The 26,344-nt window shown below is 48.0% G+C and carries 23 protein-coding genes; 13 read left to right on the top strand and 10 right to left on the bottom strand.

Annotated features, from left to right (window positions below):
- Positions 1-40: 40 nt before the first annotated feature.
- A complete protein-coding gene (locus H6F93_RS22105) occupies positions 41-364 on the top strand; it encodes a DUF1825 family protein (RefSeq protein ID WP_190644932.1) in 324 nt (107 codons plus the stop codon).
- Here the strand turns inward: H6F93_RS22105 and H6F93_RS22100 are convergent.
- Positions 361-2,283 (bottom strand): transglycosylase domain-containing protein, encoded by a 1,923-nt coding sequence (locus tag H6F93_RS22100; RefSeq protein WP_347277346.1) that lies wholly within the window; start codon positions 2,281-2,283, stop codon positions 361-363. The genes H6F93_RS22105 and H6F93_RS22100 overlap by 4 nt on opposite strands.
- 409 nt (positions 2,284-2,692) lie before the next feature.
- Between H6F93_RS22100 and tyrS the strand changes: the two genes are divergently transcribed.
- The 3 genes from tyrS to H6F93_RS22085 are packed head-to-tail and all read left to right on the top strand — an operon-like array spanning position 2,693 to position 5,288.
- Positions 2,693-3,940 (top strand): tyrosine--tRNA ligase, encoded by a 1,248-nt coding sequence (gene tyrS, locus H6F93_RS22095; protein ID WP_190685399.1) that lies wholly within the window; start codon positions 2,693-2,695, stop codon positions 3,938-3,940.
- A 1-nt stretch (position 3,941) separates the two neighbouring features.
- On the top strand, positions 3,942-4,661 hold the full coding sequence (gene pyrF, locus H6F93_RS22090) for an orotidine-5'-phosphate decarboxylase (RefSeq protein WP_190685397.1): 720 nt from the start codon (positions 3,942-3,944) through the stop codon (positions 4,659-4,661).
- Positions 4,662-4,679: 18 nt separating this feature from the next.
- Positions 4,680-5,288 (top strand): hypothetical protein, encoded by a 609-nt coding sequence (locus tag H6F93_RS22085; RefSeq protein ID WP_199313891.1) that lies wholly within the window; start codon positions 4,680-4,682, stop codon positions 5,286-5,288.
- A 1-nt stretch (position 5,289) separates the two neighbouring features.
- Here H6F93_RS22085 and H6F93_RS22080 read toward each other — a convergent pair whose 3' ends face one another.
- A complete protein-coding gene (locus H6F93_RS22080; RefSeq protein ID WP_190685395.1) occupies positions 5,290-5,991 on the bottom strand; it encodes a uracil-DNA glycosylase in 702 nt (233 codons plus the stop codon).
- A 246-nt stretch (positions 5,992-6,237) separates the two neighbouring features.
- Here H6F93_RS22080 and H6F93_RS22075 point away from each other — a divergent pair, with 246 nt between their 5' ends.
- Positions 6,238-6,906 (top strand): phosphoribosyltransferase, encoded by a 669-nt coding sequence (locus tag H6F93_RS22075; protein WP_190685393.1) that lies wholly within the window; start codon positions 6,238-6,240, stop codon positions 6,904-6,906.
- A gap of 3 nt (positions 6,907-6,909) precedes the next feature.
- Here the strand turns inward: H6F93_RS22075 and hpsP are convergent, their stop codons facing one another.
- From hpsP to hpsL, 4 genes are all read right to left on the bottom strand, one after another.
- Positions 6,910-8,118 carry a hormogonium polysaccharide biosynthesis glycosyltransferase HpsP gene (gene hpsP / locus H6F93_RS22070; protein ID WP_199313890.1) on the bottom strand — a complete coding sequence of 403 codons (1,209 nt, stop codon included), beginning with the start codon at positions 8,116-8,118 and terminating at the stop codon, positions 6,910-6,912.
- A gap of 11 nt (positions 8,119-8,129) precedes the next feature.
- Complete coding sequence (gene hpsO / locus H6F93_RS22065; RefSeq protein ID WP_190685390.1) at positions 8,130-9,308, bottom strand: hormogonium polysaccharide biosynthesis glycosyltransferase HpsO; 1,179 nt, start codon at positions 9,306-9,308, stop codon at positions 8,130-8,132.
- A 118-nt stretch (positions 9,309-9,426) separates the two neighbouring features.
- Positions 9,427-10,470, bottom strand: a complete 1,044-nt coding sequence (gene hpsN / locus H6F93_RS22060) for a hormogonium polysaccharide biosynthesis glycosyltransferase HpsN (RefSeq protein ID WP_190685387.1) — start codon at positions 10,468-10,470, stop codon at positions 9,427-9,429.
- A 122-nt stretch (positions 10,471-10,592) separates the two neighbouring features.
- Positions 10,593-12,308 (bottom strand): hormogonium polysaccharide biosynthesis protein HpsL, encoded by a 1,716-nt coding sequence (gene hpsL / locus H6F93_RS22055; RefSeq protein WP_190644925.1) that lies wholly within the window; start codon positions 12,306-12,308, stop codon positions 10,593-10,595.
- Between the two features lie 129 nt (positions 12,309-12,437).
- Between hpsL and H6F93_RS22050 the strand changes: the two genes are divergently transcribed.
- Positions 12,438-13,268: a sugar phosphate nucleotidyltransferase gene (locus tag H6F93_RS22050; RefSeq protein WP_242043560.1), complete on the top strand. Its 831-nt coding sequence runs from the start codon at positions 12,438-12,440 to the stop codon at positions 13,266-13,268.
- Between the two features lie 136 nt (positions 13,269-13,404).
- Entirely contained in the window at positions 13,405-14,193 is a 789-nt protein-coding gene (locus H6F93_RS22045) for a sulfite exporter TauE/SafE family protein (RefSeq protein ID WP_190685379.1), read from the top strand.
- A 24-nt stretch (positions 14,194-14,217) separates the two neighbouring features.
- On the opposite strand, the gene H6F93_RS22040 is transcribed toward H6F93_RS22045, so the two are convergent.
- A complete protein-coding gene (locus tag H6F93_RS22040; protein ID WP_190644924.1) occupies positions 14,218-14,577 on the bottom strand; it encodes a hypothetical protein in 360 nt (119 codons plus the stop codon).
- Between the two features lie 314 nt (positions 14,578-14,891).
- Here H6F93_RS22040 and H6F93_RS22035 point away from each other — a divergent pair, with 314 nt between their 5' ends.
- Positions 14,892-16,373, top strand: a complete 1,482-nt coding sequence (locus H6F93_RS22035; RefSeq protein ID WP_199313889.1) for a diguanylate cyclase domain-containing protein — start codon at positions 14,892-14,894, stop codon at positions 16,371-16,373.
- A gap of 96 nt (positions 16,374-16,469) precedes the next feature.
- Positions 16,470-19,661 (top strand): PAS domain-containing sensor histidine kinase, encoded by a 3,192-nt coding sequence (locus tag H6F93_RS22030; protein WP_190685375.1) that lies wholly within the window; start codon positions 16,470-16,472, stop codon positions 19,659-19,661.
- A gap of 192 nt (positions 19,662-19,853) precedes the next feature.
- Here H6F93_RS22030 and H6F93_RS22025 read toward each other — a convergent pair whose 3' ends face one another.
- Together H6F93_RS22025 and H6F93_RS22020 are read right to left on the bottom strand one after the other, a co-directional pair.
- Complete coding sequence (locus tag H6F93_RS22025; RefSeq protein WP_190685374.1) at positions 19,854-21,029, bottom strand: bifunctional sterol desaturase/short chain dehydrogenase; 1,176 nt, start codon at positions 21,027-21,029, stop codon at positions 19,854-19,856.
- A 412-nt stretch (positions 21,030-21,441) separates the two neighbouring features.
- Complete coding sequence (locus tag H6F93_RS22020) at positions 21,442-22,011, bottom strand: type 1 glutamine amidotransferase domain-containing protein (RefSeq protein WP_190685371.1); 570 nt, start codon at positions 22,009-22,011, stop codon at positions 21,442-21,444.
- Between the two features lie 1,052 nt (positions 22,012-23,063).
- Between H6F93_RS22020 and H6F93_RS22015 the strand changes: the two genes are divergently transcribed.
- The 4 genes from H6F93_RS22015 (at position 23,064) to H6F93_RS22000 (ending at position 26,112) form a co-directional block, all read left to right on the top strand.
- A complete protein-coding gene (locus H6F93_RS22015; protein WP_190685369.1) occupies positions 23,064-23,411 on the top strand; it encodes a DUF8631 domain-containing protein in 348 nt (115 codons plus the stop codon).
- 163 nt (positions 23,412-23,574) lie between these two features.
- On the top strand, positions 23,575-23,931 hold the full coding sequence (locus H6F93_RS22010) for a hypothetical protein (RefSeq protein ID WP_190644919.1): 357 nt from the start codon (positions 23,575-23,577) through the stop codon (positions 23,929-23,931).
- A gap of 3 nt (positions 23,932-23,934) precedes the next feature.
- The gene (locus tag H6F93_RS22005; protein ID WP_242043559.1) at positions 23,935-25,020 is read left to right on the top strand and encodes a spore photoproduct lyase family protein; all 1,086 of its coding nucleotides are present in this window, start codon (positions 23,935-23,937) and stop codon (positions 25,018-25,020) included.
- Positions 25,021-25,335: 315 nt separating this feature from the next.
- Positions 25,336-26,112: a hypothetical protein gene (locus H6F93_RS22000; RefSeq protein WP_190685366.1), complete on the top strand. Its 777-nt coding sequence runs from the start codon at positions 25,336-25,338 to the stop codon at positions 26,110-26,112.
- A 42-nt stretch (positions 26,113-26,154) separates the two neighbouring features.
- On the opposite strand, the gene H6F93_RS21995 is transcribed toward H6F93_RS22000, so the two are convergent.
- Positions 26,155-26,344 (bottom strand): IS1 family transposase (locus H6F93_RS21995; protein WP_190678820.1); only part of this gene is annotated, 190 nt, incomplete at its 5' end.

Genomic DNA, 26,344 nt, shown 5'->3' with positions numbered 1-26,344 from the left:
TAGAGAGCATAGGCAAGAGCATCAGTGGATGTGAATAGAAATGGGATTCTTTGACTCTGAAATTGTTCAGCAAGAGGCTAGACAGTTGTTTGAGGACTACCAGAACCTCATGCAGCTAGGCGGTGACTACGGCAAGTTTGACCGTGAGGGCAAGAAGCTTTTCATCGAAAAAATGGAAGAAATGATGGAACGCTACCGCATCTTCATGAAGCGGTTTGAGCTATCCGAAGACTTCATGGCGCAAATGACTGTTGAGCAGCTAAAAACCCAGCTAGGTCAATTTGGTGTAACGCCTCAGCAGATGTTTGACCAGATGCATTACACCCTCGAACGCATGAAGTCTGAATTAGAGAAACAGGTCTAGTCGGGGCGCGGAAAGTTTGAGGCAGGCGGGAAGTTTTCTACAGGTACGCCCTGTAATGCCTGTTGCATAAAGTCACGCCAAATTGGAGCGACATAACCGCCGCCAGTCGCTCCAATACCGATGGGGCGATAGTCGTCGTTGCCAATCCAAACGGCAACCGAAAGCTGTGGCACATAGCCGACGAACCAGATATCTCGCTCAGATGAAGTAGTTCCAGTTTTTCCTGCGGCTGGGCGATCTAAACGCGCGGATGTGGCTGTACCGCGAGTCACCACTCCTTGCAATACATCGTTGAGAGAGGCAACTGCCCAAGGATCTAGGACTAATTGAGGCTGGGGGGTATTGTCTAGCAGTGTTTTACCTGTGCTATCAGTCACCTGAACGATAAAAGTCGTTTGGGATTGCCAACCACCACTTGCAAAGGTCGCATAAGCAGCCGCCATTTCCAGGGGAGTCAGGTCAACAGAGCCGAGTGGTAGTGATGTGACTGGTTCAATTGGGCTAGTAATGCCTAAGGTTCGCACCACTTCAATAACGCGATTGAGTCCGACTGATTGTCCTAAACGTACAGCAGGAACGTTTCGGGATTGCTCCAGGGCAGATCTTAAGGTAATTGGGCCGCTAAAGCCACCACCGTAATTTTGCGGACTGTAGGTTTCGTAACCGTCGGGATAACTGACGGGAGTGTCATTAATGATTGAGTCGGGGCGATATTTGCCAGAGGCAAACGCAACGTAGTAAACAAATGGCTTAAAGGCTGAACCAGGCTGACGAATTGCCTGAATTGCTCGGTTGTACTGGCTGTTGTTGTAGTCTACTCCGCCAACCATTGCTTTCACGAAATGCGTCCGAGGATCAACGGCGACTAGCGCCATCTGGTCTGCATTCAAGCCTCGCCGTCGGATAGTTTGATAGCCGCGTGTGACCGTTTCCTCGGCGATTCGCTGGAGCTTCAGATCGATTGTAGTCTGGACCCGCATTCCGCCTTTAATGACAGAATCTTGACCAAAGCGCTCGTTTAGCTCTTGCAGTACGGCTTCAGTTACGTAGGGAGCTTGACTTGCCCGAAAAGAGGTCACTTGCCCCAAACGTAAGGGCTGCTGTCTGGCAGTGGCTTCTTCTTCAGCGGTGATCCAGTTTAACCGGCGCATTCTGCTCAAAATGACAGACTGCCGCTGCCTGGCAAGCTGATAATCGAGGAAGGGGCTGTAGCTCTCTGGTGCTTGAATCAAGCCTGCCATCATGGCGGACTCTGCCAGAGTTAATTCGGAGGCTGATTTGTTGAAGTAACTTTGGGCTGCAGTTTCTACACCATAGGTGTTGTGTCCCCAGTAGACCTGATTCAGGTACATTTCCAAAATCTGGTCTTTGGTGAAAACCTGCTCTAGGCGGAGGGCTAATACGGCTTCTGCGACTTTGCGGCTAAGCGATCGCTCCGGTGTAAGGAACAGGTTTTTCACCAACTGCATAGTCAAGGTGGAGCCGCCTTCAACCGTTCGTCCTTCCTCCAAATTAGCCAGAAAAGCCCGGGCGATACTGCCAGGGTTAATGCCGTGATGGAAAAAGAACTGGCTGTCTTCGATCGCAATCACGGCCCGTTTCAGGTCTGGAGAAATGCTGTTGAGGTCAACGACATCCCGATTGACTTCATCATGGATGCTGTCTAGCAGAGTGCCGTTGATATCGTAGACGTAGCTCGTTTCTGAAGGAATATAGTTTCGCAACATCCGCACGTCCGGCAGATTACGAAAGCTGATTGCCAAACCGACAAGCCCACCTGCAATCACAGAACTGGTCAGCATCGTGATGCCCAGCAACGTGCCGGCTGTCACCTTGCCCACTGTCTGGACAAATTGAAAGACTGGAGCGAGGTCTTCTGATTGTTTTTGCTTATTTTTGACAGTAGGGTTAGACGACACAGCAGTTTAATTCCTTAGTCGAAAATCAGAGAGGGTAATGGAAACGTAGATTAGAGGCAGAAGTCAAGGATAAAAGGAAACAAAATAAGCGGTTATTTTTGGATATTACGCTTACAGAGGAGAGTTGGCTTGCTTCTGCAGAGAGTTGACAAAAAATTTATTAAGTACCTGGTTTGCGTCTTGAGCCTTGAATTGAGAGTCCGGAGATTTGCAGAAGTTGCCTGAATGGCTTTCTAGTTTAGGCTGCGTTAGCGTTAGCGTAACGTATTGTTTCTCTTGTTCGTGGAGGGAATGATAACGATTGCCTCCACCCGGAAAGTAAGAATTAGACTAGGGCTTTTCTATGTCCTATAAGTTTTGCAATTATAGTAGTTTGCTCGTCAAATGCTTGAATATAAAGCAGTGCTAAATGGATTTATCTGTGCCAAGTATGGCTTCTGAATCGGCAAATGCAACCTCCCTTTCATGGCTGAATCGCGGTTTGAGTGAAATTTTCCCCAATCAGCCTGATTCTGACCAGCCTGACGAAAATTTGGTGCAGCGCATCGCTCAAGCGGATAAACCCCTACGAGTCAAACTTGGAATTGACGCGACGGGGGCAGACATTCACCTGGGTCACAGCATTGCATTCCGTAAGCTGAGAGCATTTCAGGATGCGGGACACACGGCGATTTTGCTGATCGGTGATTTTACTGCCCGGATTGGCGACCCAACTGGAAAGTCAGAAGTTCGTCGGCAGCTTACCGTTGAGGAAGTCAAGCAAAATGCCCAAACTTATATCGAACAGCTTCGACCCATTTTAGACTTTGAGACTTCGGGACGGTTGGAAATCCGCTATAACTCGGAGTGGCTGTCACAGCTTGATCTGTCCAAGATCTTGGAACTGTTGGCGACGATGACTGTCGGGCAAATGCTGGCTAAAGAAGGGTTTGCGGAGCGATACAAGCAAAATAACCCAATTTATCTGCATGAATTTCTCTATCCGTTGATGCAGGGCTATGATTCCGTGGCATTGAATGCAGATGTGGAACTAGGTGGAACGGATCAGAAATTTAACATTGCAGTGGGACGAGATTTGCAGCGGCATTTTGGGCGATCGCCCCAATTTGGGTTGCTCATGCCGATTTTGCCTGGAACGGACGGTGTGCAGAAAATGTCGAAGTCTTTGGGCAACTACGTTGGGCTATCGGAAGATGCGTTAAGTATGTATTCCAAGCTGGAAAAGACCCCAGACAGCGTAATTGAGCAATATTTTGAGCTATTGACCAATCTGCCACTTGACCAATTGCCGGAAGCTCCACGCGATCGCCAAAAACTGCTGGCTCTAGACATCGTGACTCAATATCACGGTAAAGACGCAGCCCTAGCAGCCCAACAAGCAGCCCAATCCCTGGTGCAAGGTGGTACGGCTAGCGCTGAGGCGGTGCCAGAATTTTCTCTGGAATCGGTGCAGTTTCCCGCCAAGTTTTTCTATATTGTTAGCGTGAGTGGCTTGTGTAGCAGCAGTTCTGAGGCGCGACGACAGATTCAAAATGGAGGAGTGCGGCTGGATGGCAATCGCATTCAAGATGTCAATCTCATCTTTGAAACGGCGGCTGACCTCAACGGCAAGGTGCTACAAGTCGGCAAAAATAAGTTTGTTCGCTTAGTGGTTTAGTATGTCTCCAGCCGATCGCATCATTGTTCCGTTAGACGTTTCTAGTGAAAGGGAGGCGATCGCTCTGATCGATCGCCTGCCGCAGGTCAGCTTTTGGAAAGTGGGGCTGGAACTGTTTGTCAGCAGCGGCTCTGGAATTTTGACGGTGTTGAAAGAACACCAGAAGCAAATCTTTCTAGATTTGAAGTTTCACGACATTCCCAATACGGTTGCGGGAGCGTGTCGGGCAGCAGCGAGTTATGGTGTAGACCTGGTGACGATTCATGCAACGGCAGGCAGTGAGGCGCTCAAGACTGCACAGGCTGCAGCACAGGAGGGTGCAATCGCCGCCAGCCATACCCCACCCAAGCTAATTGCGATTACGGTATTGACTAGTTTGAATTTGCGATCGCTGGCGTTTGAGCTAAAAATTCCGCTGGAGCTAACAGACTATGCGCTGCAAATGGCTTTATTAGCTCAGGAGAGCGGTCTAGCTGGGGCAGTTTGTTCACCCCAGGAAGTGGAACAGTTGCGCCAAACCTGTGGCGATCGCTTTTTGCTCGTCTGTCCGGGAGTGCGTCCGACCTGGGCAGAGGCAGGGGATCAGAGGCGATCGCTTACCCCTGCGGCTGCATTGAAAGCAGGAGCCAATTATTTGGTGATTGGTCGTCCGATCACGGCGGCAGAAGATCCTGTTATTGCCTTTGAGCGAATTTGTGATGAATTAGCCACCGTCCTGTAATCGTAGGAGTCAACTTTAATGCAGTGGCAAGCCACACAGAAATGGCTTTGTTGGATAGCGGGTGGGCTGGTAGCAGGCGGATTTGCGCCATCTCTTGCAGCAACAACCCATTCAGACCATCCCACCGCACTACCAAGATACGCTGATGCCGCTGACTACATTCGCCCTGAGGTTACTTGCCCAGACGATTTAGAAAGCTTAACTGCAATGCTGCTACGAGATTTGCCCAGTTATGCAAACCGGGTGAGCCAGCGGGCCCGAAATCGGGAGCGATCGCTCGATGTTTTCGGCTACGTCTTACTGGCAGGACGACCCGAATTTGAGCCGCTGAGCCTTGGACCCGGTGAGTACACGCAAATTGCACCGGAAGACGATCCTGACCAAGTTTTCTTCACGACTCTAGAAAGACAGTACGTAACTGGTGAAGTTGTGCAGTTTCAGCACTATCACTGGCTGTTTCTCACCCAGGCAGAGAGTGGTTGGCGCTTTGTGCTAATGCTCTCCCAAATCGGCAGTCCTTCCGACGAACCCCCTTCCCCTCCAACAGACACCAGTAATGGAGTAATTGGTCGGGCGATTCAGACTTGGTTAAGGGACTGCCGGGCTGGAGACATACAGCCTTTGTAAGTTAGGCTCCTGATCCCCGAATTTCATCGAGCTTAGCCCGTACTGCCTGAATATCCTGCCACATCAGCCATTTGGGTCCGCCTTTTTCCCGTGACTGATTTCGCAGAAGGTAGGCAGGGTGAAAAATTGGCATACAGAGCCGGTTATCCCATTCCAACCACTCCCCTCGGATTTTAGTAATGCCTCGTTTGTCACCCGTTATGCCTTTTACTGCCGTTGCTCCGGTTAACAGAATAATTTTGGGATCAACTAAGCGGATCTGCTCCATCAGGTAGGGTTTACAGGCTTCCATCTCGTCCGTCGTCGGAGTGCGATTGTTGGGCGGACGGCACTTCACAACGTTGGAGATGTAAACGTCATCCTGACTGCTGAGCTTAACGGACTCTAGAATTTTTTCTAAAAGCTGTCCCGCTTTGCCGATAAAGGGTATCCCGGTTTCATCCTCGTTTTGCCCTGGACCTTCTCCCACGATCATGATGTCTGCTTTTGGATTGCCCCGCCCAACTACCGCATGAGTACGCGTCGCCCCTAAGTCACAGCGGTGGCAGCGATTGCAGTGATCGGGGATTGGATCAAGCGTCGGGTAAGTGCCAGGCGGAATTGGCACCTTTACATCAGTGGGGATCAGGTCTGGATTAAAGTCGGCAGGGGGCGCGGTGTCTTTGACCTCCGACAGGTTAAACAAGTCAATTTGATCAGGCATGTAGTTCTTAAAAGTGTCGGCGTATTGACCGCAAGCAAGAGCAGGAAAGAATTCCTAAACTTGTCGTCTTTCTAGACAGGGCTTCTCTAAACAGTTTGGTTGTTGCTTGCAGTTAGGGCAATCTTTTAAATTTTAGAGCCAATTTTTTCTAGCCAGGACTTATTTAGCTTGGGAATTCAAGATTTTCCTGATTAGACGACAAAATCAGGCATGATAGGCTTGATCCCACCGCACCTGGAGGGAGCGATGCCGCCTATTCCTTTGTTTCGCGATCGCCAGGAAGCTGGAGAAAAGTTAGCACAAGCCGTTCTTCAGGAAGTTGAACAGTTGGACTTGCTGCTGCCTATGAGAGCTATTGTCTATGCGTTGCCGAGGGGTGGGTTGCCCGTAGCGGCTCCTGTGGCGCGATCGCTAAACTGTCCACTTGATGTGGTGATTGCCAAAAAGGTAACTCGTCCCGAAAACCCAGAGCTAGCAATTGGTGCAGTCACGGCAGATGGGCATATCATTCGCTCTCGTCAGGGTGCTTTTATTCAACCGCTTGGTGGCTCCTGGCGATTGGCGCTGCAAGAGGCACAGGCTAAAGCACAGGAGCAATTGGAACAGTTTACTGCTAGCCGTCCACAGATCGATCCCAAAGGGGCGATCGCCGTTCTAGTAGATGATGGCATTGCGACGGGAATGACAATGGCAGTCGCAGCCAGGGCACTACGGGCAAAACGACCTGCAAAAATCTTGATTTGCGCTCCGGTTGCTCCTCTAGAGTTGGTCAGTTTGTTAAAGCATTGGGGCGATCGCGTGATTGTGTTAGCCGCTCCCGAAGCCTTCCTCAGTGTTAGCCGCTTTTATGCAGAGTTTCCTCAAGTCGAGATGGAAGAGGCGCTGGCTTGTTTAGTTCGGCAAAACGAAGGGTAAGGATTATTTCGCCAAAATTTGCTGGTATGCCTGGATTGTTTGTTGGGCGATCGCCTTCCAGCTATAGTGTTTGAGCGCATGAGCCTGAGCGTTTGCGCCACGCCGTTGCCGCTCCGGCACAGATTGAATTGCGGCTCTCAGCTGGTCTGTCAGGGCATTCACTTCACAAGCGCTGACCCAGCCTGCCTCTGACTGTTTCACATCTTCCCAGATGTGTACCTGATCTGAAATGACGACGGGCACGCCCGCCGCCATTGCTTCTGCGACAGCGATACCAAAGTTTTCGTAGTAGGACGGCAGCACAAATAGGTCAGCCGTTTGCAGCAAGGCCGTTTTTGAGTCACCCGTAACAAATCCGACAATTGTAGAATGTGGCGCTAGAGATGAACTTTGCACCTGGGTGCGAATGCGATTCTCATAATCTGGGTCTTGTGGATTGCCACCAGCCAGCACGAAATGGAATTTTAATCCCTCTGCTAGCAGTCTTTCTAATGCCGGAAACAGCAAATCCAATCCCTTTTTAGGATCAATCCGCGACATAAACAGCACCAGGGGAACATCCTGTTGCCGTGGAATCTTTAAATTTTGCAGTACAGAATTACGGGCTGTTTGAGAATCTGTTAGGTCTGATTTTTGCCAGTTAACTCCCAAAGGAATTACCAAATCCTGTGTGACGGCTCCAAAGCGTTCTGAGACTTTGGCTTCTTGGGGGCTAGTGAAATGGACAGCGGCGGCTCCAGCCAGATTTGGACGTTCTAACAGCGCCGCGTAAATTTGCTTGAGTGCCTTCTTTTTCTGTAAGTCAGCAGGATCAAGGGTTCCTAACGGACGCAATAAGTAGGGAAGATTTTTAGAACGAGCGACGCTAGCCGAAAAACTACTGATGGGAGAAAACAGGGCATGGATGTGAGCCAAGTCAAATTCATCGGCATGGTCAGCTAGCCAGCGCAACAACCCCAACGAAAACTTGTAGCGGCGGAAAGGGGAGCAGCGAAAGTAACGAACTTGATAACCTTCTTGAGCAACGGGGCGATCGAGCGGTACATCTAAGGGTGGCTGACCTACGTCGCCATTTGAGTCAGTCGTTAGTACTGTCACCTCAACGCCTTCAGCCGCTAACGCCTTGGAAAGACCCAGCACCATCTGACTCGGCCCGCCATAAACCAGGGAAATCGAGGGAACAATTTGGAGAATCCGCAGCGGGTGATGCATAGTGGCTGGACTTAGTGGCGGTTGCCAAGAATTTGCTTATAAAATTCAAGCTGTTGCTTTGCTAGAGCCAGGTTGGTGTAGTGGGTCATGGCTCTGCTGTAGCCCCGCTGGGCAAGATCACGAGCTAGCTCTGGCTGGTCAATCAGCTTAGCTAAACAGTCTGACAAAGCAACCACGTTCCCTTCTGGGAAAATCAAACCTGCATCTTTGATCACGTAGGGAATTTCGCCCGAATCTGACCCGACAACCGGAATCTGACACGCCATTGCCTCAATTAAGACGTGTCCAAACTGTTCTTTCCAGCCAGCAGAAGTTAATGTTTTAAACTGCTTATCAGTTTCAGAGGGTAAGACCAAGCAGTTCATCAAGTTGATATAGCGAGGCACGTCATCGTGGGGAACGCTCTCGACCCAAATGATGCGATCGCCAATTCCCATTGCGGTTGCTTCATCCATTAGCGTTTGTTTTAATGGACCGCGACCAAGCAGCAGCAGTTTCCAGGGGCGATCGCCCAATTTCTCAACGGCTTTAAGCAGCGTTAGGAGTCCCTTTTCTGGGACAAACCGACCGACAAAACCCACCACAAATTCATGCGGCTTAACGCCAACTTTAGCCACTAGTTCAGGTTGAAGCCGAGGGCAAAACAATTTTTCATCTACCCCAAGCTGAGGCATCACTTTTGTGGCTCCCCGATAGCCTCGCTGCTGCAAAATCTCGGCTCCATCCTGATTTCCTACAATTAGTCCTTGCGTGTGGCGCAGGTTGTAGCTCTCTAGCCAGGAGATTGGAAACTTCAGGTCGTAGGGTAAATTCCACCAGGTAAAAAACACGTTTTTAGCGTTGAGCCGTAGGATGCGATTCAGGGTAATTAACTCAAAGTAAGCCAGTGCTTTAGAACCTTGCTCAACTTGAATAATTTCAGGACGAAATTTTCGCAGCAACGAAACTAGGTCAGCCCCAAATAGTAAAAGCCCCTGGTTGTTTTCGCTGAAGTTAGAGACAGGTACAACCTGAAACGAACCTTCCTGTCGAAATCGCGTTTCAATCAGCTTATTTTGTACGCCTCCGGGTCGCCAGCGTCGAGGCACTACAATCGTAACTTCAATACCTGGCTCCAACGCAGCCATGAGTCTGAGTTTTTCGCAGTTCAGGTCAACGATGTAGGTGTGACTCGCTACCAGAATTCTCACTTTACAACTCCACGGCTGATTAACTTTGCGGCTGATGGTTAGTCTTTAAGGTATGGATTAAGGCGGACTGCAAGTCTGAGAGTTTCAAGCGTTTCAAGCAGATGCAGGCAATCGCCCCTTACCCACTGACTCCGGATTCTTGACTTTTAACCTCCGCCTTCTGGCTATTCAGGCTGATTTTGGGACTACTATCTTCCTGATCTAGACGGCTATAGGACTGTCCATCATTCCAAAGTGATTGGATCACTGTCCATAGAGCGCTTAAGAAGCCAGCCGTGTAGAATCCGGCTCGACTTAAAATCTTAAGGGGAGAACCGCTTTTATGGCAGGGTGGACGACCCAGCACATGGCAGTCAAACAGCCGGGCGAATAGTCGCAGTGCCTGAGAAAAGGTGAGGTTTTTTAGCCCCAGAAGGAAGTGGTTGTGGTAGAAGGTAATTTGGTATTTGAGCGATCGCGTACTGATGTCATGACAGCCGCCCGTTTCCTCACCTAGATGCACCAGGTGTGCCTCCGGGTCATACCAAATTTGCAGCCCCGTTTGGCGAATGTGCAGGCAAAAATCTGACTCCTCCCGCACTGCGCTACCCCGGAACCGTTCGTCAAACCATAGCCCATACTTCTCAAACAGGTCACGGCGGAAGGACATATTGCAGCCTCTTGCCGTCAAAACACGCTGAGGCTTAATCGTATGCACCAAATCAATGTGATACCAGGCAATTCCAGGGTCCATCGCTTCAGCAGGCAAATATTCGATCGTCAAACCTGGATCAGCATCTGCCAGCTTCATCCGGTCAAATACTCGCCCCGCGACTGCACCAATTTCTGATCGGGAAAAATTTTGAGCGTGGGCAGCTATAAATCCGGGCGGTAACTGCACGTCATCATCAATAAAGAGAATAATTTCTCCTAAAGCACGACGGACTGCGTAATTTCTAGCACCCGGCAAACTGGCCCAGCCTACCCGAAACAGGCGAATCTTCTCGGTAGCCGCCAGTTCGTTTAAGTAAGCCTCAGTTTCAGGCTCATGGTTCTGCGTTTGGTCTACCACCAGCACTTCATAGTTTGGGTAGTCCTGCTGGATGACATTGGTTAAGGTGTCCCGTAGAACTTCCTCGCGGCCATAGGTTGGAATGACGACAGAGATCAGAGGCAAAGTCAAGGGAGACGCTCCTAATAAACCTTGATAAGCGTATACACCAACAAAAAACGATTAACAAAAAGCGATCGCAACTCATTTGACTGGATTAGGCTAGGCTAACCCACACCCTTCTTAACACAAAACTAACTGAATCCTGCTCGTTTCAAGCGCTTCCTCTTCCTACCCACCGGCTCTTCTATGCCTTGTGCAGCTAGCTTTTCCTGACGGTCTAACTCAGGTAGTTTTAACACGACCCCAGCAAAAAACCAGTAGTAAACGGCAACCGGATCAACATCTAGCGGATAGTAATAGGTGTTGTAGCTGATCAGTAGGACAAAGACCCAGAAAGAGGCCCCATAACTTCGCAGGTTGCGCTCCTTGACAGAACGATAGGCCCTAAACGTTTCAATGGTTAAAACTGTGACTACTGCCAAAAATGCCAGTACACCCAGAGGTCCAATCTCATAGATTAGCTTGGGGTAATAAGTTTCAAAGAATGCCGTATCGCCAAATACCCTTGCCGAGTTTGTTGCTCTGCCTAACCCTTTGCCTAGTATGCCTTCTTGAACTCCTAGTGCCCACTCAAACTGACTCATAATAAATTCTTGAGGAGGAGAAGCTTCCCATCTGCTCTGAAAGCTCTCAACCCGCTCCTGTAGAATCGCTGGGTTGTTGACTGTAGCAATACCTAGGATGATTGCCAAGATAAAGGCAGCGGGAACGAACCGCTTCAAGTTGACAACCTGACCTGTCAGGATGAGAAGGACTCCTATTGAGACTGGAACAAGTGCCAGCGCAATCCTCTGACCCGAGAGAACAGACATGACAAAGACAGCTGCCATGGACAATAGTCCCATTGTTCTCCAGCGAGCAAAGGGATCGCTAAAGGCAGAAGCGAAACCAAAGAAACCTGCTGAGATGAGAAACCAACCCCACTGCCAGGGTGCAACGAATGTTCCCGGTAAACGAATTTGCCCCTGCTCTGGACTGTAAAGTAAGGAACCACCCACAAAGCACTTGGCATCTAGAGAAGCTCTAAACAAACTGGACCCTTCTGCAAACCGGGTACCCTGGCACCGTCCTGTTTTAAGGAATAGGTATTGGATGAAGGCAAGACCGCAGCAGACCAAGATTACAACGAGGGTCGTTCGAGTCAGAAACAACAAATCATTCTTGTCTCGAATCAGATAGTAGGCACAAACAATCAGGGGAATGTAACCCATTAAGACCTTAAACCCAAGAATCCCCATCAGGATGGGGCTACCACCTGCCGAAACGTCAGCATCTTCATACATCCCTCCTTCTGCCACTGCATACAGGGTTCCGTCTAGAGGGGCATGAGCTGAGAGCTGCTGCATTCCGTTGACGAATACTAGAGTAAACAAACAGAGGACAAACAGAATTGCCAGGGGGGTAACGAGCCGTTTAGGAATCAGGATGGGCAGGTTTTCACGACGGCAATACTGAATCACACCGAACAAAGCCGGAATGTAGAAGCCGTCCTTGGCAAGCTGAAGTAGCGGACTATTGCCGATGTAGTAGGTGATAGTGCCGCCAAAGGGCAAGTAAATTAGGAAGGCCCATAGTGCATGGCGGGGATATTTGAAGGACAAGGAGGTGTAGAGAATGCCGACTGCTGAGCCGACTCCTGCCTTCCAGCCACCTGCTAAGCCTACAATCAAGCCGATGATGGCAGAGAAGAAAGCTGCAAAGGTGGTGAAGCGAATTAAGTCTTGACGAATTCGTGCAGCTTTTTTCTTTTGGGCGATCCGCTCTTTGAGCGACAAAGCTGGGGCTTCAGGGGTGTCTTGCTGTTTCGATTTCCGCTTAGATTTCCGGGTCGGTTTCGTTTTCAGCATAGGAATTCAGTAAAAGCGTTCGCAAAATAGGTAGCAAGCGGATTGGTCGGATGCAGCTTGAGGTCGGTTATATATTAATCAATACGCAGACACGTCAGTACCGGTTGGGTCAGATCTTCATTTACTTCTTTGAAAATTAAAGATTTGGTAAGTCATTATCCGCAACGAGTTATTGGACTGTTGCCCGCAGGGGGTCAGGCGACAAGGATTGCTCCTTTACCGATGAGTAAGGAGCTTTATCCGATTGGGTTTCGCCGTGGTGCGAATGGCAGTTTGCGCCCTAAGGTAGTCTGCCATTATCTGCTGGAAAAGATGCGGCAGGCGGGCGTTACAACAGCGTATTTGGTGCTGCGTCCGGGAAAGTGGGATATTCCAAACTATTTTGGCGATGGTACGATGCTGGACATGCATCTTGCCTATCTGACGGTGCACGTGCCGTTTGGAGTTCCCTATACACTGGATCAGGCTTACCCATTTGTGCAGGATGCGGTGATTGCGCTGGGATTTCCCGATATTTTGTTTCAACCACAGGATGCGTTTGCCAAAATTCTCGCACGTCAGGCAAACGGGAGTGCTGATGTCGTGCTGGGATTGTTTCCAACTGAGCAGCCGAGCAAGGCAGGAATGGTAGATTTTGATTTGTCGGGGCGGGTTCGTTATGTGATTGAGAAGCCGCTTCAAACTGATTTGCGCTATATGTGGGCGATCGCCACCTGGACTCCGAAGTTCACCCACTTCATGCATGAGTACTTGAAGGCGATCGCTTCCCAGTATTCCCCAGACTCAGAATCTTTGACTGAGCCGCGACCAGAGTTGCCCATTGGCGATGTGATTCAAGCAGCGATCGATCAGGGTTTTCGAGTAGAAGCTGAGGTTTTTGAGCAAGGTCGCTACTTGGACATTGGCACCCCCGAAAATTTGTCTCAAGCTGTTCGAGATGCGCATGAAGCTAATTGGTGATCGAGCATTATGACCTGGTGCGTTGCTACCAAGCAACGCACCCTACCCGGATTAGAATTAAGTGCTGCTAAGTTGATTAGCTCAACCTCAAAGCACGCCGCTCATAATCTTGTTGTCGCTAGATGTGGAAATTTGAATGCGAAACTTCTGGGCGTTTGCTTGGGGTGCTTTAGTCGGGGTTCTGGGTGGACTGATTGGGTTGGGCGGTGCAGAGTTCCGCTTACCCGTTTTAGTCAGCGTTTTTCACTATCGAACTTTACAAGCAGTTATCACCAACCTCATTGTCAGCCTCGTCACAGTAACATTTTCATTCATTTTTCGAAGTGGCGTTGTGGGGCTAGAGAATGTTGCTGCAAGTTGGGCAGTGATCGTAAATATTTTGGCAGGCTCTCTAATCGGCTCTTATGTTGGAGTGCATTATGCGACTCAAATTAACGAGCGAGTATTAAACCGAGTTGTCGTCGTTTTTCTGATTTTTCTTAGCGTTGTGCTGATAGGGCATCATCTCATCTTCAGTCTAGAGAGTTTGCAATTGCCGAGCCTTTTAAAAATCAGCTTGGGATTTTTGGCAGGAATCGTAATTGGCGTGTTCAGCAGTATGTTGGGTGTGGCAGGTGGAGAGTTAATTATCCCAACAATTATTTTGTTGTTTTCGGTTGATATTAAGCTGGCAGGAAGCTTGAGTCTTGCGATCAGCATTCCAACTATTGTGATGGGTTTGTTTAAGTATAGAAGTCAGAAAAAGCTCAGGGAAGCTAAATCAGAACAGAAATTTATCGTTTCAATGGCATCTGGTTCAATTTTGGGTGCATTTGTTGGCAGCAATCTTTTAAGGTACGTATCAAGCTCTCTGTTGTACTTAAGCCTGGGTACAGTTTTGTTGCTATCAGCGTTGAAGCTGGCTAAGCATAAGCCAACTGCCTAATAACCCTATTTGGTTGTGTTTCCTTTACACTTGCCGCTGTGCCCTTTCTAAGCGATTTAGCACTACTACATCTTCAATTGTGGAAATTAGCATTACGATCGCAAAACCAATCAGAAAGTAGCTCAGCCCTAGTTCTCCTGAGATCAAGCCGTAAATCTGAATTGCTAAGGGCACCAAAATTCCGATCGCATCGACAATGTAGTTCCCCTTTTTACCCATATCACCAATTGTGCGTTGCCACCAGGGAAATAGGCTGCACACCATAAGCGTCAGGGCAAATCCAGCTGCGAGTGCTGCTCCAGTGCTGCTGAGCGAAAACCAAATGATGGCAAATACTGTCGCTGCGGCTAAATAGATCAAGGTAAAAAGATTGAAGCGCCTCATTGCTGGACTTTCTCTTTTGCGATGTTGTCAATGATTAGACAGGTTTCTGGCTTTTGGCTCATCTAGCTGAAGGTTGAATTGCATTCTGTTACGTCATATCCAATCTCCAAGAATCAGGCTGAGTATTGCTAGATCGTTACATGATGTCAAAAAGCTACTAGTAAAAACCCATAGAGCCGAAGGGACTTTTAATAAAATCTTAAGGTGGCTTGGTTTAGAACGGGGAAATTACGGTTTAAATCTTTTGCCTACAGAGATAAATCTATAAGTCTGAAAAGGTTGGGAGCTTAATTTACAAGGATGGGGGCAAGTTAGTGGTCGGAGATGCTATTGGGAATCTACTGATTGTTGACGACCAGCCAGATAACCTACGGGTTCTGTCTTCGATTTTAGATCAGCAGGGATATAAGGTCAGGAAGGCGTTGAATGGGACAATCGCCCTGCAATCTGCACAAATTCACCCTCCTGACCTAATTTTGTTAGACATTATGATGCCGGGAATGAATGGCTATGAGGTTTGTACGGCATTGAAAGCTTCTGCTGAAACTCGTGAAGTTCCGGTAGTTTTTCTGAGTGGAGTGGATAGTGCTGCCGATAAGGTAAGGGCATTTGCAGTTGGCGGATCTGACTATATTACAAAGCCGTTCCAAGCAGAGGAAGTGCTGGCGCGGGTTCACCAGCAGTTGATGCTTCAATGGCAAACCCAGCGGCTTCAGCGAGAAATTCAGGAGCGCAAACAAGCCCAGTCAGAAACTCAGCTTTTGCTCACGATTATTCAGGCAGTGGATGAGGCAAATAATTTTGAGGCAGCGCTGGATGCGGTGCTGTGTGAGGTGAGAAGGGCGATCGCCTGGGACTACAGTGAAGCCTGGACTTCTGACCTGGATGATACAGCGTTTCACCTCAGTCGAGTTGATTATGATGTTGAGGATGTTCGGCTTCAGCAATTTCATGAGATGAGCCGAGATCTGTCTTTTGATCAGAATGTCAGCTTGCTTAAAACAATTTGGACTGCTCGCCAACCGGAGTGGATTGCAGATATTTCTCAGAGCACATCTATGTTTTTGCGATCGCCTGTTGCTCAGTTGGCTGGTCTAACGTCTGCGTTTGCGGTGCCGATTGTGTTGGAAGAGCAGGTTTTAGCGGTTCTGTTATTTTTTAAGCGTAGCCACAGTGAGTTTGAGATTAATTTGGTCAATTTGGTGAGTGCGATCGCCCTACAGCTCGGCGGGTTTATGCAACGTAAACAAGCTGAGGAAGCGCTGAGACGCACAAATTTAGAGTTAAAGCGGCTCGTTAATAGTGATGGTTTAACCCAAATTGCTAATCGACGATGTTTTGATCAGGTGCTTCAACAGGAGTGGCAGCGACTCAGGCGAGAACAGTTGCCCCTATCGTTAATTTTGTGTGATGTTGACTTTTTTAAGCGATACAACGACCACTACGGTCACTTAAATGGAGATGATTGCTTAAAACGGGTGGCGCAGGCGCTCGGACAAAGTATTAAGCGCCCTGCGGATTTAGCTGCTCGTTATGGTGGCGAAGAGTTTGCTGTAATTTTGCCAAACACTGATTCCAAAGGCGCTATCTATGTTGCTCAGTGCATTCAGAATGCTATGGCAGATTTACAAATTCCGCACAAGTCTTCTCAAGTAAGTGAGTTTGTCACGGTGAGCATTGGCATTGCTAGTGCCATTCCTCATTCACATCACAATGGATTGGAATCTTTGATTGCTACGGCTGACAAAGCACTGTATGCCGCTAAGGAAAAGGGACGCAACACATACTGCTACTAAATCCCTCTGATGCATATCCTGAAACCGCCTAATCAAAGTAATTCAGCTTGGATATTGAGACTGAAATCCTTCTCTAGACAAGTCGCATCTATAGTGATGGCGATCGGTTTTTTGGTCATTTTGGGATGGATGTTTGATATCCCATTGCTTAAGACCTGCTTTTCCCACTCGACCAGCATGAAGGTCAATATTGCTCTAGGATTTATTTTGGGCGGAGCAACGCTGCATCTTCTTTGGTATCAGCAACATGGTGTTCGGTCGGCACTGTGGAGACGGGCTATTCAATTTTTAATTCTTAATTTCTCACTTTTAATCACCCTGCTGGCTACTCTCACTCTGATTGAGTATTGCTTTGGCAAAGATTTGGGAATTGATCAGTTGTTCATGCAGCAACCGGAACCCTTTGGAAGTACGGTTGCTCCAGGACGAATGGCAATCAACTCTGCAACCGCACTTTTGCTGCTGGGATTGGCTTTGTTGTTGCAGCTTTGGCAGATTGACCTCGTTTCACAGGGGGTGTCGCTAGCGATCTGGTTTCTCGGTTTAGTTGGGCTGTTGGGACATATTTATGGTGGGGTCTATTCTTATACAGCAACTTCTTATGTGGGAATGGCACCGCATACGGCGATCGCCTTCCTGCTCCTGAGTAGCGGCATTCTCTGCAGCCGTCCTGATCGAGGAATTATGCTGCTGCTGCTAGGCAAGCAAGCCGGAAACCAAATGATTCGCCGTCTATTGCCGCTGGCGATCGCAGTGCCGATTCTCTCAGAAGGGTTGAGTGAAGTAGGACTGCGGCTAAGTTTCTACAGTTCTACAGCCGAATCTGCTCTGTCTAGTACTACGAATGTGTTTGTTCTTTCGGCATTAATTGGCTGGAATGGCTATGTCTTTAATCGACTGGACTATGGTCGTCAACGGGCAGAACAGGCACTGCAAAATCTGAACGTGAGCCTGGAACAGCAGGTGGCAGAACGCACTCAGGAATTGCAGCAAAACAAGGTACAACTAGAACGGCATGTCGCAGAACGCACTGTTGAACTGCAAGTAGCAAATAACCGACTGCAACGAGAATTGTTTCACCGAGAGCGCACAGAACGGGCACTACGAGAGAGTGAGCAGCGCTTTCAGACTTTTATGGATCAAAGTCCAGCAGCAGCCTGGATTACGGATGAGTCAGGACAATTGCTCTACACCAGTCAACGCTATGCTCAAATGTTTCGATTGCCTGTCCACTCCAGCGTTGATCAAACTGATACTCTCGACACGGTTGGGTTTGGGCAGGAATTTTTGGAAAGCATTCACAGAGTCGCCCAGACGGGGCAGGCGAGTGAGACGGTCGAATCTATTTGTCGCCTGGATGGAATGACCGGTGAGTTCTTGGTTTATCAGTTTCCTTTTCCAGGATCGCTCAATGAAATGTTAGTGGGTGGCGTGGCGATTGATGTGACGGAACGCAGACGAGCAGAACTGGCTTTGCAGGAGCGAGAACAGTTTTTAGGCAGTATTTACGATTCAGCGACAGAAGCAATTTGGGTGGTTGAGCAGCTTGAGGATGGAGAATTTCAAGTTGTCAGCATGAATCGGGCAATTGAAACGACTGGCAAATCGGCTGACAGCTTTGTGGGCAAACGAGTGGGCGAGTTGTGGGACGCTGAAATGGCTGCCCAAATGCGCAGGAATTATTATCAGTGTTTGTGGCGGGGTGAAGCGATCGCCTATGAAGAGTCGTTGCCGTTTGGGGATCAAGTCCACAGTTTTCTGACGACTTTAACTCCGTTGCCCGATCCTCATAGGCGGGTTCGGTTACTGGGCATCAGCATGGATATTAGCGATCGCAAAGCTGCTGAGCTAGCGACCCAACAGGCAAAAGAAGCTGCTGAGGCTGCGAGTCAGTCAAAGAGCATTTTTCTAGCCAATATGAGTCACGAGTTGCGAACGCCGCTCAACGTAATCTTGGGATTCACTCAAGTGATGCGCCGTGATGCCTCTCTTTCTGACAAACAACTTGAAACCATTCAAATCATTCATCGCAGCGGCGAACAGTTGTTCAATTTAATTAGCGATATTCTTGACCTGTCTAAACTGGAAGCAGAACGCACAACCTTAGATGAAAGCAGCTTTGATCTAAGGGCTCTGCTGAAATTTTTGCGGGAAATGCTGCAACAAAAAGCTGAGTCCAAGGGCTTGCAATTTCAAATTGAACTGGCTTCAGATGTGCCGCAATATCTCATTGCTGATGCAGGCAAGCTGCGTCAGATTTTACTCAATCTGCTTAGCAATGCCATTAAGTTTACGGAACAGGGAAGTGTAACGCTGCGCGTCAAGCAGTCGAACCCTGCTAAAAACGAATCAAATACAACTCACTTACTTTCATTTGAAGTGCAAGATACGGGTATGGGGATTGCCGCGAATGAAATCGAGCACATTTTTGATGCTTTCATGCAAAGTCATTCTGGAAAAGTAACTCCCGGTGGAACAGGGTTGGGATTAACGATTAGTCGTCGGTTCATCAGGTTGATGAGCGGCGAAATTTCAGTTAACAGTACCTTGGGACAGGGTAGTATCTTCTACGTTCACATTCCGGTTCAGATTGCCCAAGCATCTGATGTGACAAGTACTTCCTCCCCTCAACAGGTGATTGGGCTGGTTCCAGGTCAGCCGAACTATCGGATCTTAGTAGTGGACGATCAGTCTGAGAATCGCCTGCTTTTGACTCGTTTGATGACGCAGTTAGGGTTTGATGTGCAGCAAGCAGCCAATGGGCAAGAAGCGATCGCCCTCTGGCGACAGTGGCAGCCCCACTTGATCTGGATGGATGTCAGAATGCCTGTGATGGATGGCTATGAGGCAGCCCAATCAATTCGCGCTGATTCAGAGGAGCAGCCTGTAATTATTGCGCTGACAGCTCAAGCTTCAAGGAGCGATCGCACTCAGGCACTCGCATCGGGCTGCGATGATTTTGTCACCAAACCATTTCGGGAGAATGTACTTTGCGACAAAATGACTGAGCATTTGGGAGTGCAGTTTATTTATGAGGCACTGCCACCTTTAGCACTTGAGACTGGTGAGGAGGGCGATCGCCAGTCCCTAACCCGCGAGAGCTTAAGGGTCATGCCAACTGACTGGATCGCAGCACTGTGCGGTGCATCCCAACTTTGTGACGAGGAAGAAATCAACCAGCTCATTCAACGAATTCCAGCGGTCCACACCTTCTTGGCAAAACGTCTGAGCCGCCTTGCTCATAATTATGAGTTTGAGCAGATTAGTCAGCTATCCACTCCTGAGTAGTTGCGGGATACGCAACTACTCAGATCAACAAGAATGTTGATTGGAATAGCTTTTAGAAAATTCAAAAATAAGCTGGACTAAATTTGGACTAAATTCAACCGCTCTTTTTGCGATCGCCTTTGCACAAGATACGATGAATTTCTGTCCTTATAAACCTTGAGGTTGATAATCCAAGAAGTGGATGCTTGATCCCTATTGCCTGGAAAACAACCGAAAATAAACAGACTGCAATAACTCCTTCACCGGAAACGCCACATAAGTGATTGGGTTAACCGTGACGATGATGTTTCTCAAGTCGCGCTTGGCAAGCGCCACGATCGCCCAAGCGACCCAAGTTGGACTCATCACCCCAACCGGATTCAAATTGCTCTTGAATGGTCCCAGGATCAGTTTGCGAATGATGCAAGGGGCATCCAGTCGCCGCAAAGTAATCAAATCTCCAAGGGTGCGCTTTGACAATTCATACAGAGGGCTGAGTGCCGGACTAACCTCTGCTTCAGACGTGTTAATCCAAAGCTCCTTGATTGCCTTATGCTCTGACTTCTGTACAGTACTCAAAAATAGCTCCGCCAACGCCCAGACAGAGAAGGTATTGATCTCAAACGACTTTTGGATCGCTTCAGGAGTGCGATCGCCATGCACATTAATACCGTGGTTGATGATCAGAATGTCAACCGTTTTGAGGCGATCGCCCAACTCATTCTCCTGTCCCGGATGCCATCGGATCACCTCAGTCGGAGTATCAAACTCCAGCCCATCTGAAGTCGTCAACGCAACCACCTTTGCCCCTTGCTGAGACAACTGTTGAATCAGCGCCCGTCCCATAGAGCCAGAAGCACCCGTTACCGCAACCACTTTTCCCTTAAGCGACAAACTGGTTCCTAATAACTTATCGAAAATAGTAAAGTGACCAGAATAATAGGAATTTCCCTGATCAAAATGGTGTCGCCAGTGATAGGCTCGATTCACCGTCCATCGAGTCGGAATTTCAACCAAATCTCCTGGCTTATGGGTTAGATCAGTTTGCAGCAATAGTCCTTGAGAACGAGCTAAAGCTGAGACTAAAAAACCCAACGAATAAACGCAGCCAATTGCAAATCCATAACTTTGAGCAAGACCTGCGATCGCGCCCGTAATAAGGGTCATGGCGATCGCTTCTGGCACATCATTATAAAGCTGCGCCTTGCAATAAGCCTCAAGACTGACCATCGTTAAATCTCGACGATAAGCCTTGTGGTGCAACGTATGAAAAGCTTGAATAGGCTGCCAGTAATGCCCTGCCAAATGATAAAAATCTCGAATTAATTCTGCTAAAACGATCGAGAAACACCCAAGCAGAAATTGACTTATAAGCAAATTAAAATCCATTTTTAGTCTTTTGAAATTGCCGTTCCTTCAACACCTAAAACTAATTAGCAAATTGAAACTAGCAGAACCAGAACAACTTACCCGCAAAGTAATTTAACATTCATACCCTGGTTTTTCATCCGCACGGCCATTTACTCCTGCATTCAAGTTGAGCGTCTTATGTTAAGACCAACTAATTTTACGGCAAGACTTAATTTGAGACGCTTTAACCTCGAAGTAAGACGCTAACTGGCTACTCAGCCCTTTCTACTTAAAATCTCGCCAGTACTTCTCTTAGCAAAAAGCTTTAAGACTCGTATGACCGTGATTCACAACAGCTTGTTACTCAGCAAAAATTCAGGCGAGAAACACAGCAGAACTATGCTTCTCGCCTGAATAATATTAGATCTTTAGACTTTAGTTCAGCCAATTCTTAAGCAGAACGCCGCTGTTCCTGATGTTGTCCTTTTGCAAACTCCTCGACCATCTTGTCTATAAAGGCAGGAATGTCGCTAGGATTCCGACTCGTTACCAATCCCTGATCAACTACGACCTCCTGATCGACCCAGTTTGCACCTGCATTCCTTAAGTCAGTTTTAAGAGAGGGCCAGGAAGTTACCGTGCGCCCCTTCACAACATCTGCCTCAATCAACGTCCATGGCCCATGACAAATTGCGGCAACGGGCTTGCCCGCTTCAAAAAACGACTTAATGAATTTCACTGCTTTTTCATTAGTGCGTAATTGGTCGGGGTTCGCTACGCCGCCCGGCAACAAAAGAGCATCATAATCACCAGGATTTGCATCATCTAGGATCAGGTTAACCGGAAAATTGTCACCTTTGTCAAAGTGATTCCAACCTTGAACAGTGCCACTTTTGGGTGAAATGATATGGGACTGAGCCCCTGCTTGCTCAAGAGCCTGCTTAGGCTCAGTCATTTCCACCTGCTCAAAACCATCCGTAACTAGAATGGCAACTTTTTTCTGATTGAGCTGCTGTGTCATCTTCAATTCCTCTATTCCGTCTCATCCACCATGAATTTCCAGCCCAGAAAAAATACATAAATTTTCTGTTGAGACTGTTTCACACAGCGCACAAACACCAACCTATTGCAATTCTTCTGGCTGATCCTCTGTTTTCAGGGTGACCTTATTGAATGTCTCATTCTTCCTTTAGAGACATAAGTAAATTCTGCTCAGAAAGATACTTGGCACATAATCGGCTTCAGCCGAAACAGGATCAACCGCGTTTGTACAAGCTCTGAAATGACTTAAACGGAATTATTACTCTAGTCAACAATCTCAGAATTCACACTCTAATTTAGACTCAGCTGTATCAAGACTGGACTCATAGAAACGAGCTTAAGTCTTATTGTGAGACTAAAAAGGCTGTGCTAGAGCGGCAAAGCTAGTTGAAAAGTAATACATGTCAAGCAAGCATCTTGTAGAACTTGTAGAGGTCACACTCCATTGCATCTCTGTAAAAGCTATTGGGGGCTAGCTACCTGTATCTAGAAGTAGATATGGCTTCATCAACTCGACAAATTCAAAATCTCAAGATTGCAGTGAGACTAAGCAGTATCAAATTTAGACCAACAGCAATACAAGCAAGTCTCATTCTAAGACAAAGCTTAAGGAAGTGTGGTGATAAAGAGGATCATCGAAGCAGGCGATCGCTTTGTACAAATTCTTACTTAAAACAAAACCTAAATTTCAAGGGGCATTTTCTTCAAAAGAATGAATTTCAGAGGTGTCCTTGAAATGAACTCGCGATTCTTGCTTGAATGCTACGCCTCTAAGTAGGGAAAACAAATCAGACCTTAAAACCTTTTCTCAATTCTAGACTAAGCAAACTCAGATATAGACTCATTCCGATACAGTTGAGTCTATATCCGAGACAAAAACTCTATCTCAATAGAGACTCAGTAGTATCATCTCTGGACTCAAATTGAGACAAGCGAGTCTCAATATAAATCAGCTTTTGCAAGAATTAAGACTAATCATTCTAGAAATAAGACTAGTATTGATACTAATGAGTCTCAAGATGGAAAGAAGTCATGGATGTTGAAACTTCAAGCAACCCTCAGGGATTGATGTCAGTCGAAGCCGTGCAAAAAGCTTTGAACCGCTCTCGCGCTTCGGTATATCGCTACGCCAACACCGATCCAGAGAACTCTAACCTGCCCTATGACCCTCAGAAGCTAAATCCTGAACTGCGACTCGACAAAGATGACCCGCTGCTGTTTCATCCCAATGAGGTAGCCCGATTTGCAAAAGATGTATTAGGAATTAAGCAAGTCACCATCGAAATTCAACAACCTGCTGAGACGGTTACTCATGAATTGCTGCGAGCAATTTTGGCAGAGCTTCAGAGCATCCATGAACTGCTCAAAAACCGCTCCTAAATCGTTAAAACGTGAGTTCAAACGCAAGTCAAAATAGCTCCCTAATTTGCCAGAGGAAACCCCTACCAAAACAAGGTAAAAGCCGCTCTGCTTAAGCAATCCAAGCTTCTGTTGTAGAAGCGATAATAGGAATAGAGGTAAGCAGGAAGAAGCACAACATTACATGAAAATTCAGTCATCTGTATTGGTTCATTTAGGATTTGGTAAGTATGTGCGTTCAGATCAAGTGACTGCCGTAATACCAATTGAGGAAGACCGCGGACCCGGTCGTAGAACCTTTATTCAGCTTCAGGGGCAGTCTGACCCGTTGATTGCATCACGTGCAGAAGATTCCATTGTGCGTGACCTGGTGCAAGAGCCGCGTGAAGTGACTCAGTCTCGGCAGCAGCAGGAGATTCTGAGAGATTTGGTGAATGACTTGAGTAACGTCAATGCTACGGTTCGTCGGATTGCTCGTGACGAAGGTGGACTTGACTTGGAGCGTCTAGAGCGACGCATTCGTGAAGTACTAGAGGATTAGATTTTGCAGAATACTGACACAACCACTCTTATCCCAACTCAGCCTGTACGGTCTGCCCGGCTCTGGATGCCCGAGCGGGTCATGTTTACCCCGGCAGCTTTGGAAGAGCCTTGGGGACAGCAAATTCTTTCACGAGTACAGTCCCTCAACTTGCCTGTTGATGAGTTGCCTCGCAATCGTCTGACAGGGCTGAGAGGAGAGAGCGATCGCGACACCTACGACATTTCTAAACGTACTCTTGCCGTCGTCACCGCTCCACCCAGTGCCCTCAAACTTAGCCCGATTCCTCCCTCTGCCGACTGGCAATTTCACTTAGCAGAGGGCTGTCCGGCTCACTGTCAGTACTGTTATCTGGCTGGTAGTCTGTCTGGACCTCCTGTGATTCGCGCCTTTGCCAACCTACCGCAGATTTTAGACAACCTGACTCACTATAAGCAGCCTGGACAGATAACTTCCTTTGAAGTGAGTTGTTACACCGACCCGCTGGGTATTGAGCATTTGACAGGTAGCCTCGCCGAGTGCATTCGTCACTTTGGTCGGCAAGAGGGAATGCATCTTCGTTGGGTGTCCAAATTTGACGCAGTAGATGGACTGTTAGATTTACCACACAACGGGCACACTCGCTGTCGTGCCAGTGTCAATGCCACACCCATCTCCGGTCGGTTTGAAGGAGGCACTGCATCCGTTGCAGCCCGGCTCCAGGCATTACGCAAATTGGCGCTGCCGCGATCGCAATCTGGAGGAGGTTATCCCATTGGTCTGGTGATTGCCCCAATCATGGTCATGGAGGATTGGGTTGAGCATTATACTCAGCTTCTAGACTCCATTAGCGAAGCTCTAGATTTTGACTGTGATCTGACTTTTGAACTCATTTCTCATCGTTTTACACCCAAATCCAAAGAAGTGTTGACCACCTGGTATCCACAGACCAAGCTGGACATGGACGAAACAACCCGTAGCGTTAAGCGCAACAAGTTTGGTGGGACCAAGTATGTTTATGACACTGACATCATGAAAGAGCTACGGCAGTTCTTTGAGCGTGAGATTGCTCAACATTTTCCCAAAGCTCGAATCCTTTACTGGACATAGATCATCAAGGGTTGGGGGTTCGCCTTCCAACCCTCTTTTTTTCGGCTCACGTTTAGAGTAGGCAGAGCGAGCAAACTATAATCCTCGGCAATTGTACTCACTAAAGGTAGAGAAAAAGCTACTTATTTTTACTTATCATCTACGTCATAATCGACGGGAGACTTATGCAGTCAGAATTGTCTGCCCTAAAGGCTTTGACAAAATTCAAAACCTGCATGACAGCCTTATCCTCATGCTGTCAAACGTTGTGCTAACAGGGATTGCCTTTAGCAACTTCTTTTTGGCTGGAGGAATTCGGTCAGCAGTTGAGCGCTTATGAATTCAGAACTGCAATTTGGCTCTGGTTTGGCTCTTTTGGCCGGGGTTTTGGCGATCGCCCTCTCCCTGGTGCACTTATTTGCGCGTAACATCCGATCCTTCAACACCATTCCGCGTAGCCGCTGGCTTTCCTTCAGTAGCGGAATTTCTGTAGCTTATGTATTTGTTCACATCCTGCCTGACCTGAGCGAAGCTCAAGAAACTATCCGTCAAACCTTGGACGAAACCTCGGTAAACCAGTCTCTATTATTTTTAGAACATCACATCTACCTGATGGCTCTCCTGGGCATCTCGGTCTTTTACGGACTAGAGCGGGCTGTTACCGTATCACGACAGCGCAACCAGGACTCCGGCAAAGGCGATATTCCCGAAATTGGCATATTCTGGCTACACATTGGCTCCTTTGCACTCTATAACGCCCTAATCGGCTACTTGTTGTTCCATCGTGAAGAACCGGGACTTTGGAGCCTACTCTTGTTTGCGATCGCCCTAGGGTTTCACTTCATCGTCAACGATTACGGGTTGCGCGACAACCATAAACACATTTACGACAAAACAGGACGCTGGATACTGGCAGCCGCAGTCCTTGTAGGAGCAGCAATTGGCTGTGGCACTCACATTCACGAAGCAGTGATCGCCCTCCTCTTTGCCTTTTTAGCAGGAGGCATTATCCTCAACATCCTTAAGGAGGAACTACCCGAAGATCGCGAAAGCCATTTTGGATCGTTTGCTCTGGGAGCAGGAATCTACGCAGTACTGCTGATCACTGTTTAAAAAAGCTGATTAAAAAAGCGGCGTTGCACAATGGGTGAATGATCATTTCAAAGTAGGCACTTGTCGATGCTTCAAGTAGTAAATTAACAAGCGAATCGATGCCTGAAGCATCTCAATGGACTTGGAATAGCAGAAGGTTTTGCGGTGCAGCCGCGCCAGATGGTGCCGTAATCGACTATTTTCTCCTTCAACCCGAGTCATGGCTGTTTTGCTCACCAGATGATCGCCATCT

Origin of the sequence: Leptolyngbya sp. FACHB-671 (genome assembly GCF_014695745.1) — a bacterium.
Classification (GTDB): Bacteria; Cyanobacteriota; Cyanobacteriia; order Elainellales; family Elainellaceae; genus JAAUTN01.
The sequence above is the reverse complement of the archived record's forward strand: the minus strand, read 5'-3'. Positions and strand labels throughout refer to the sequence as shown.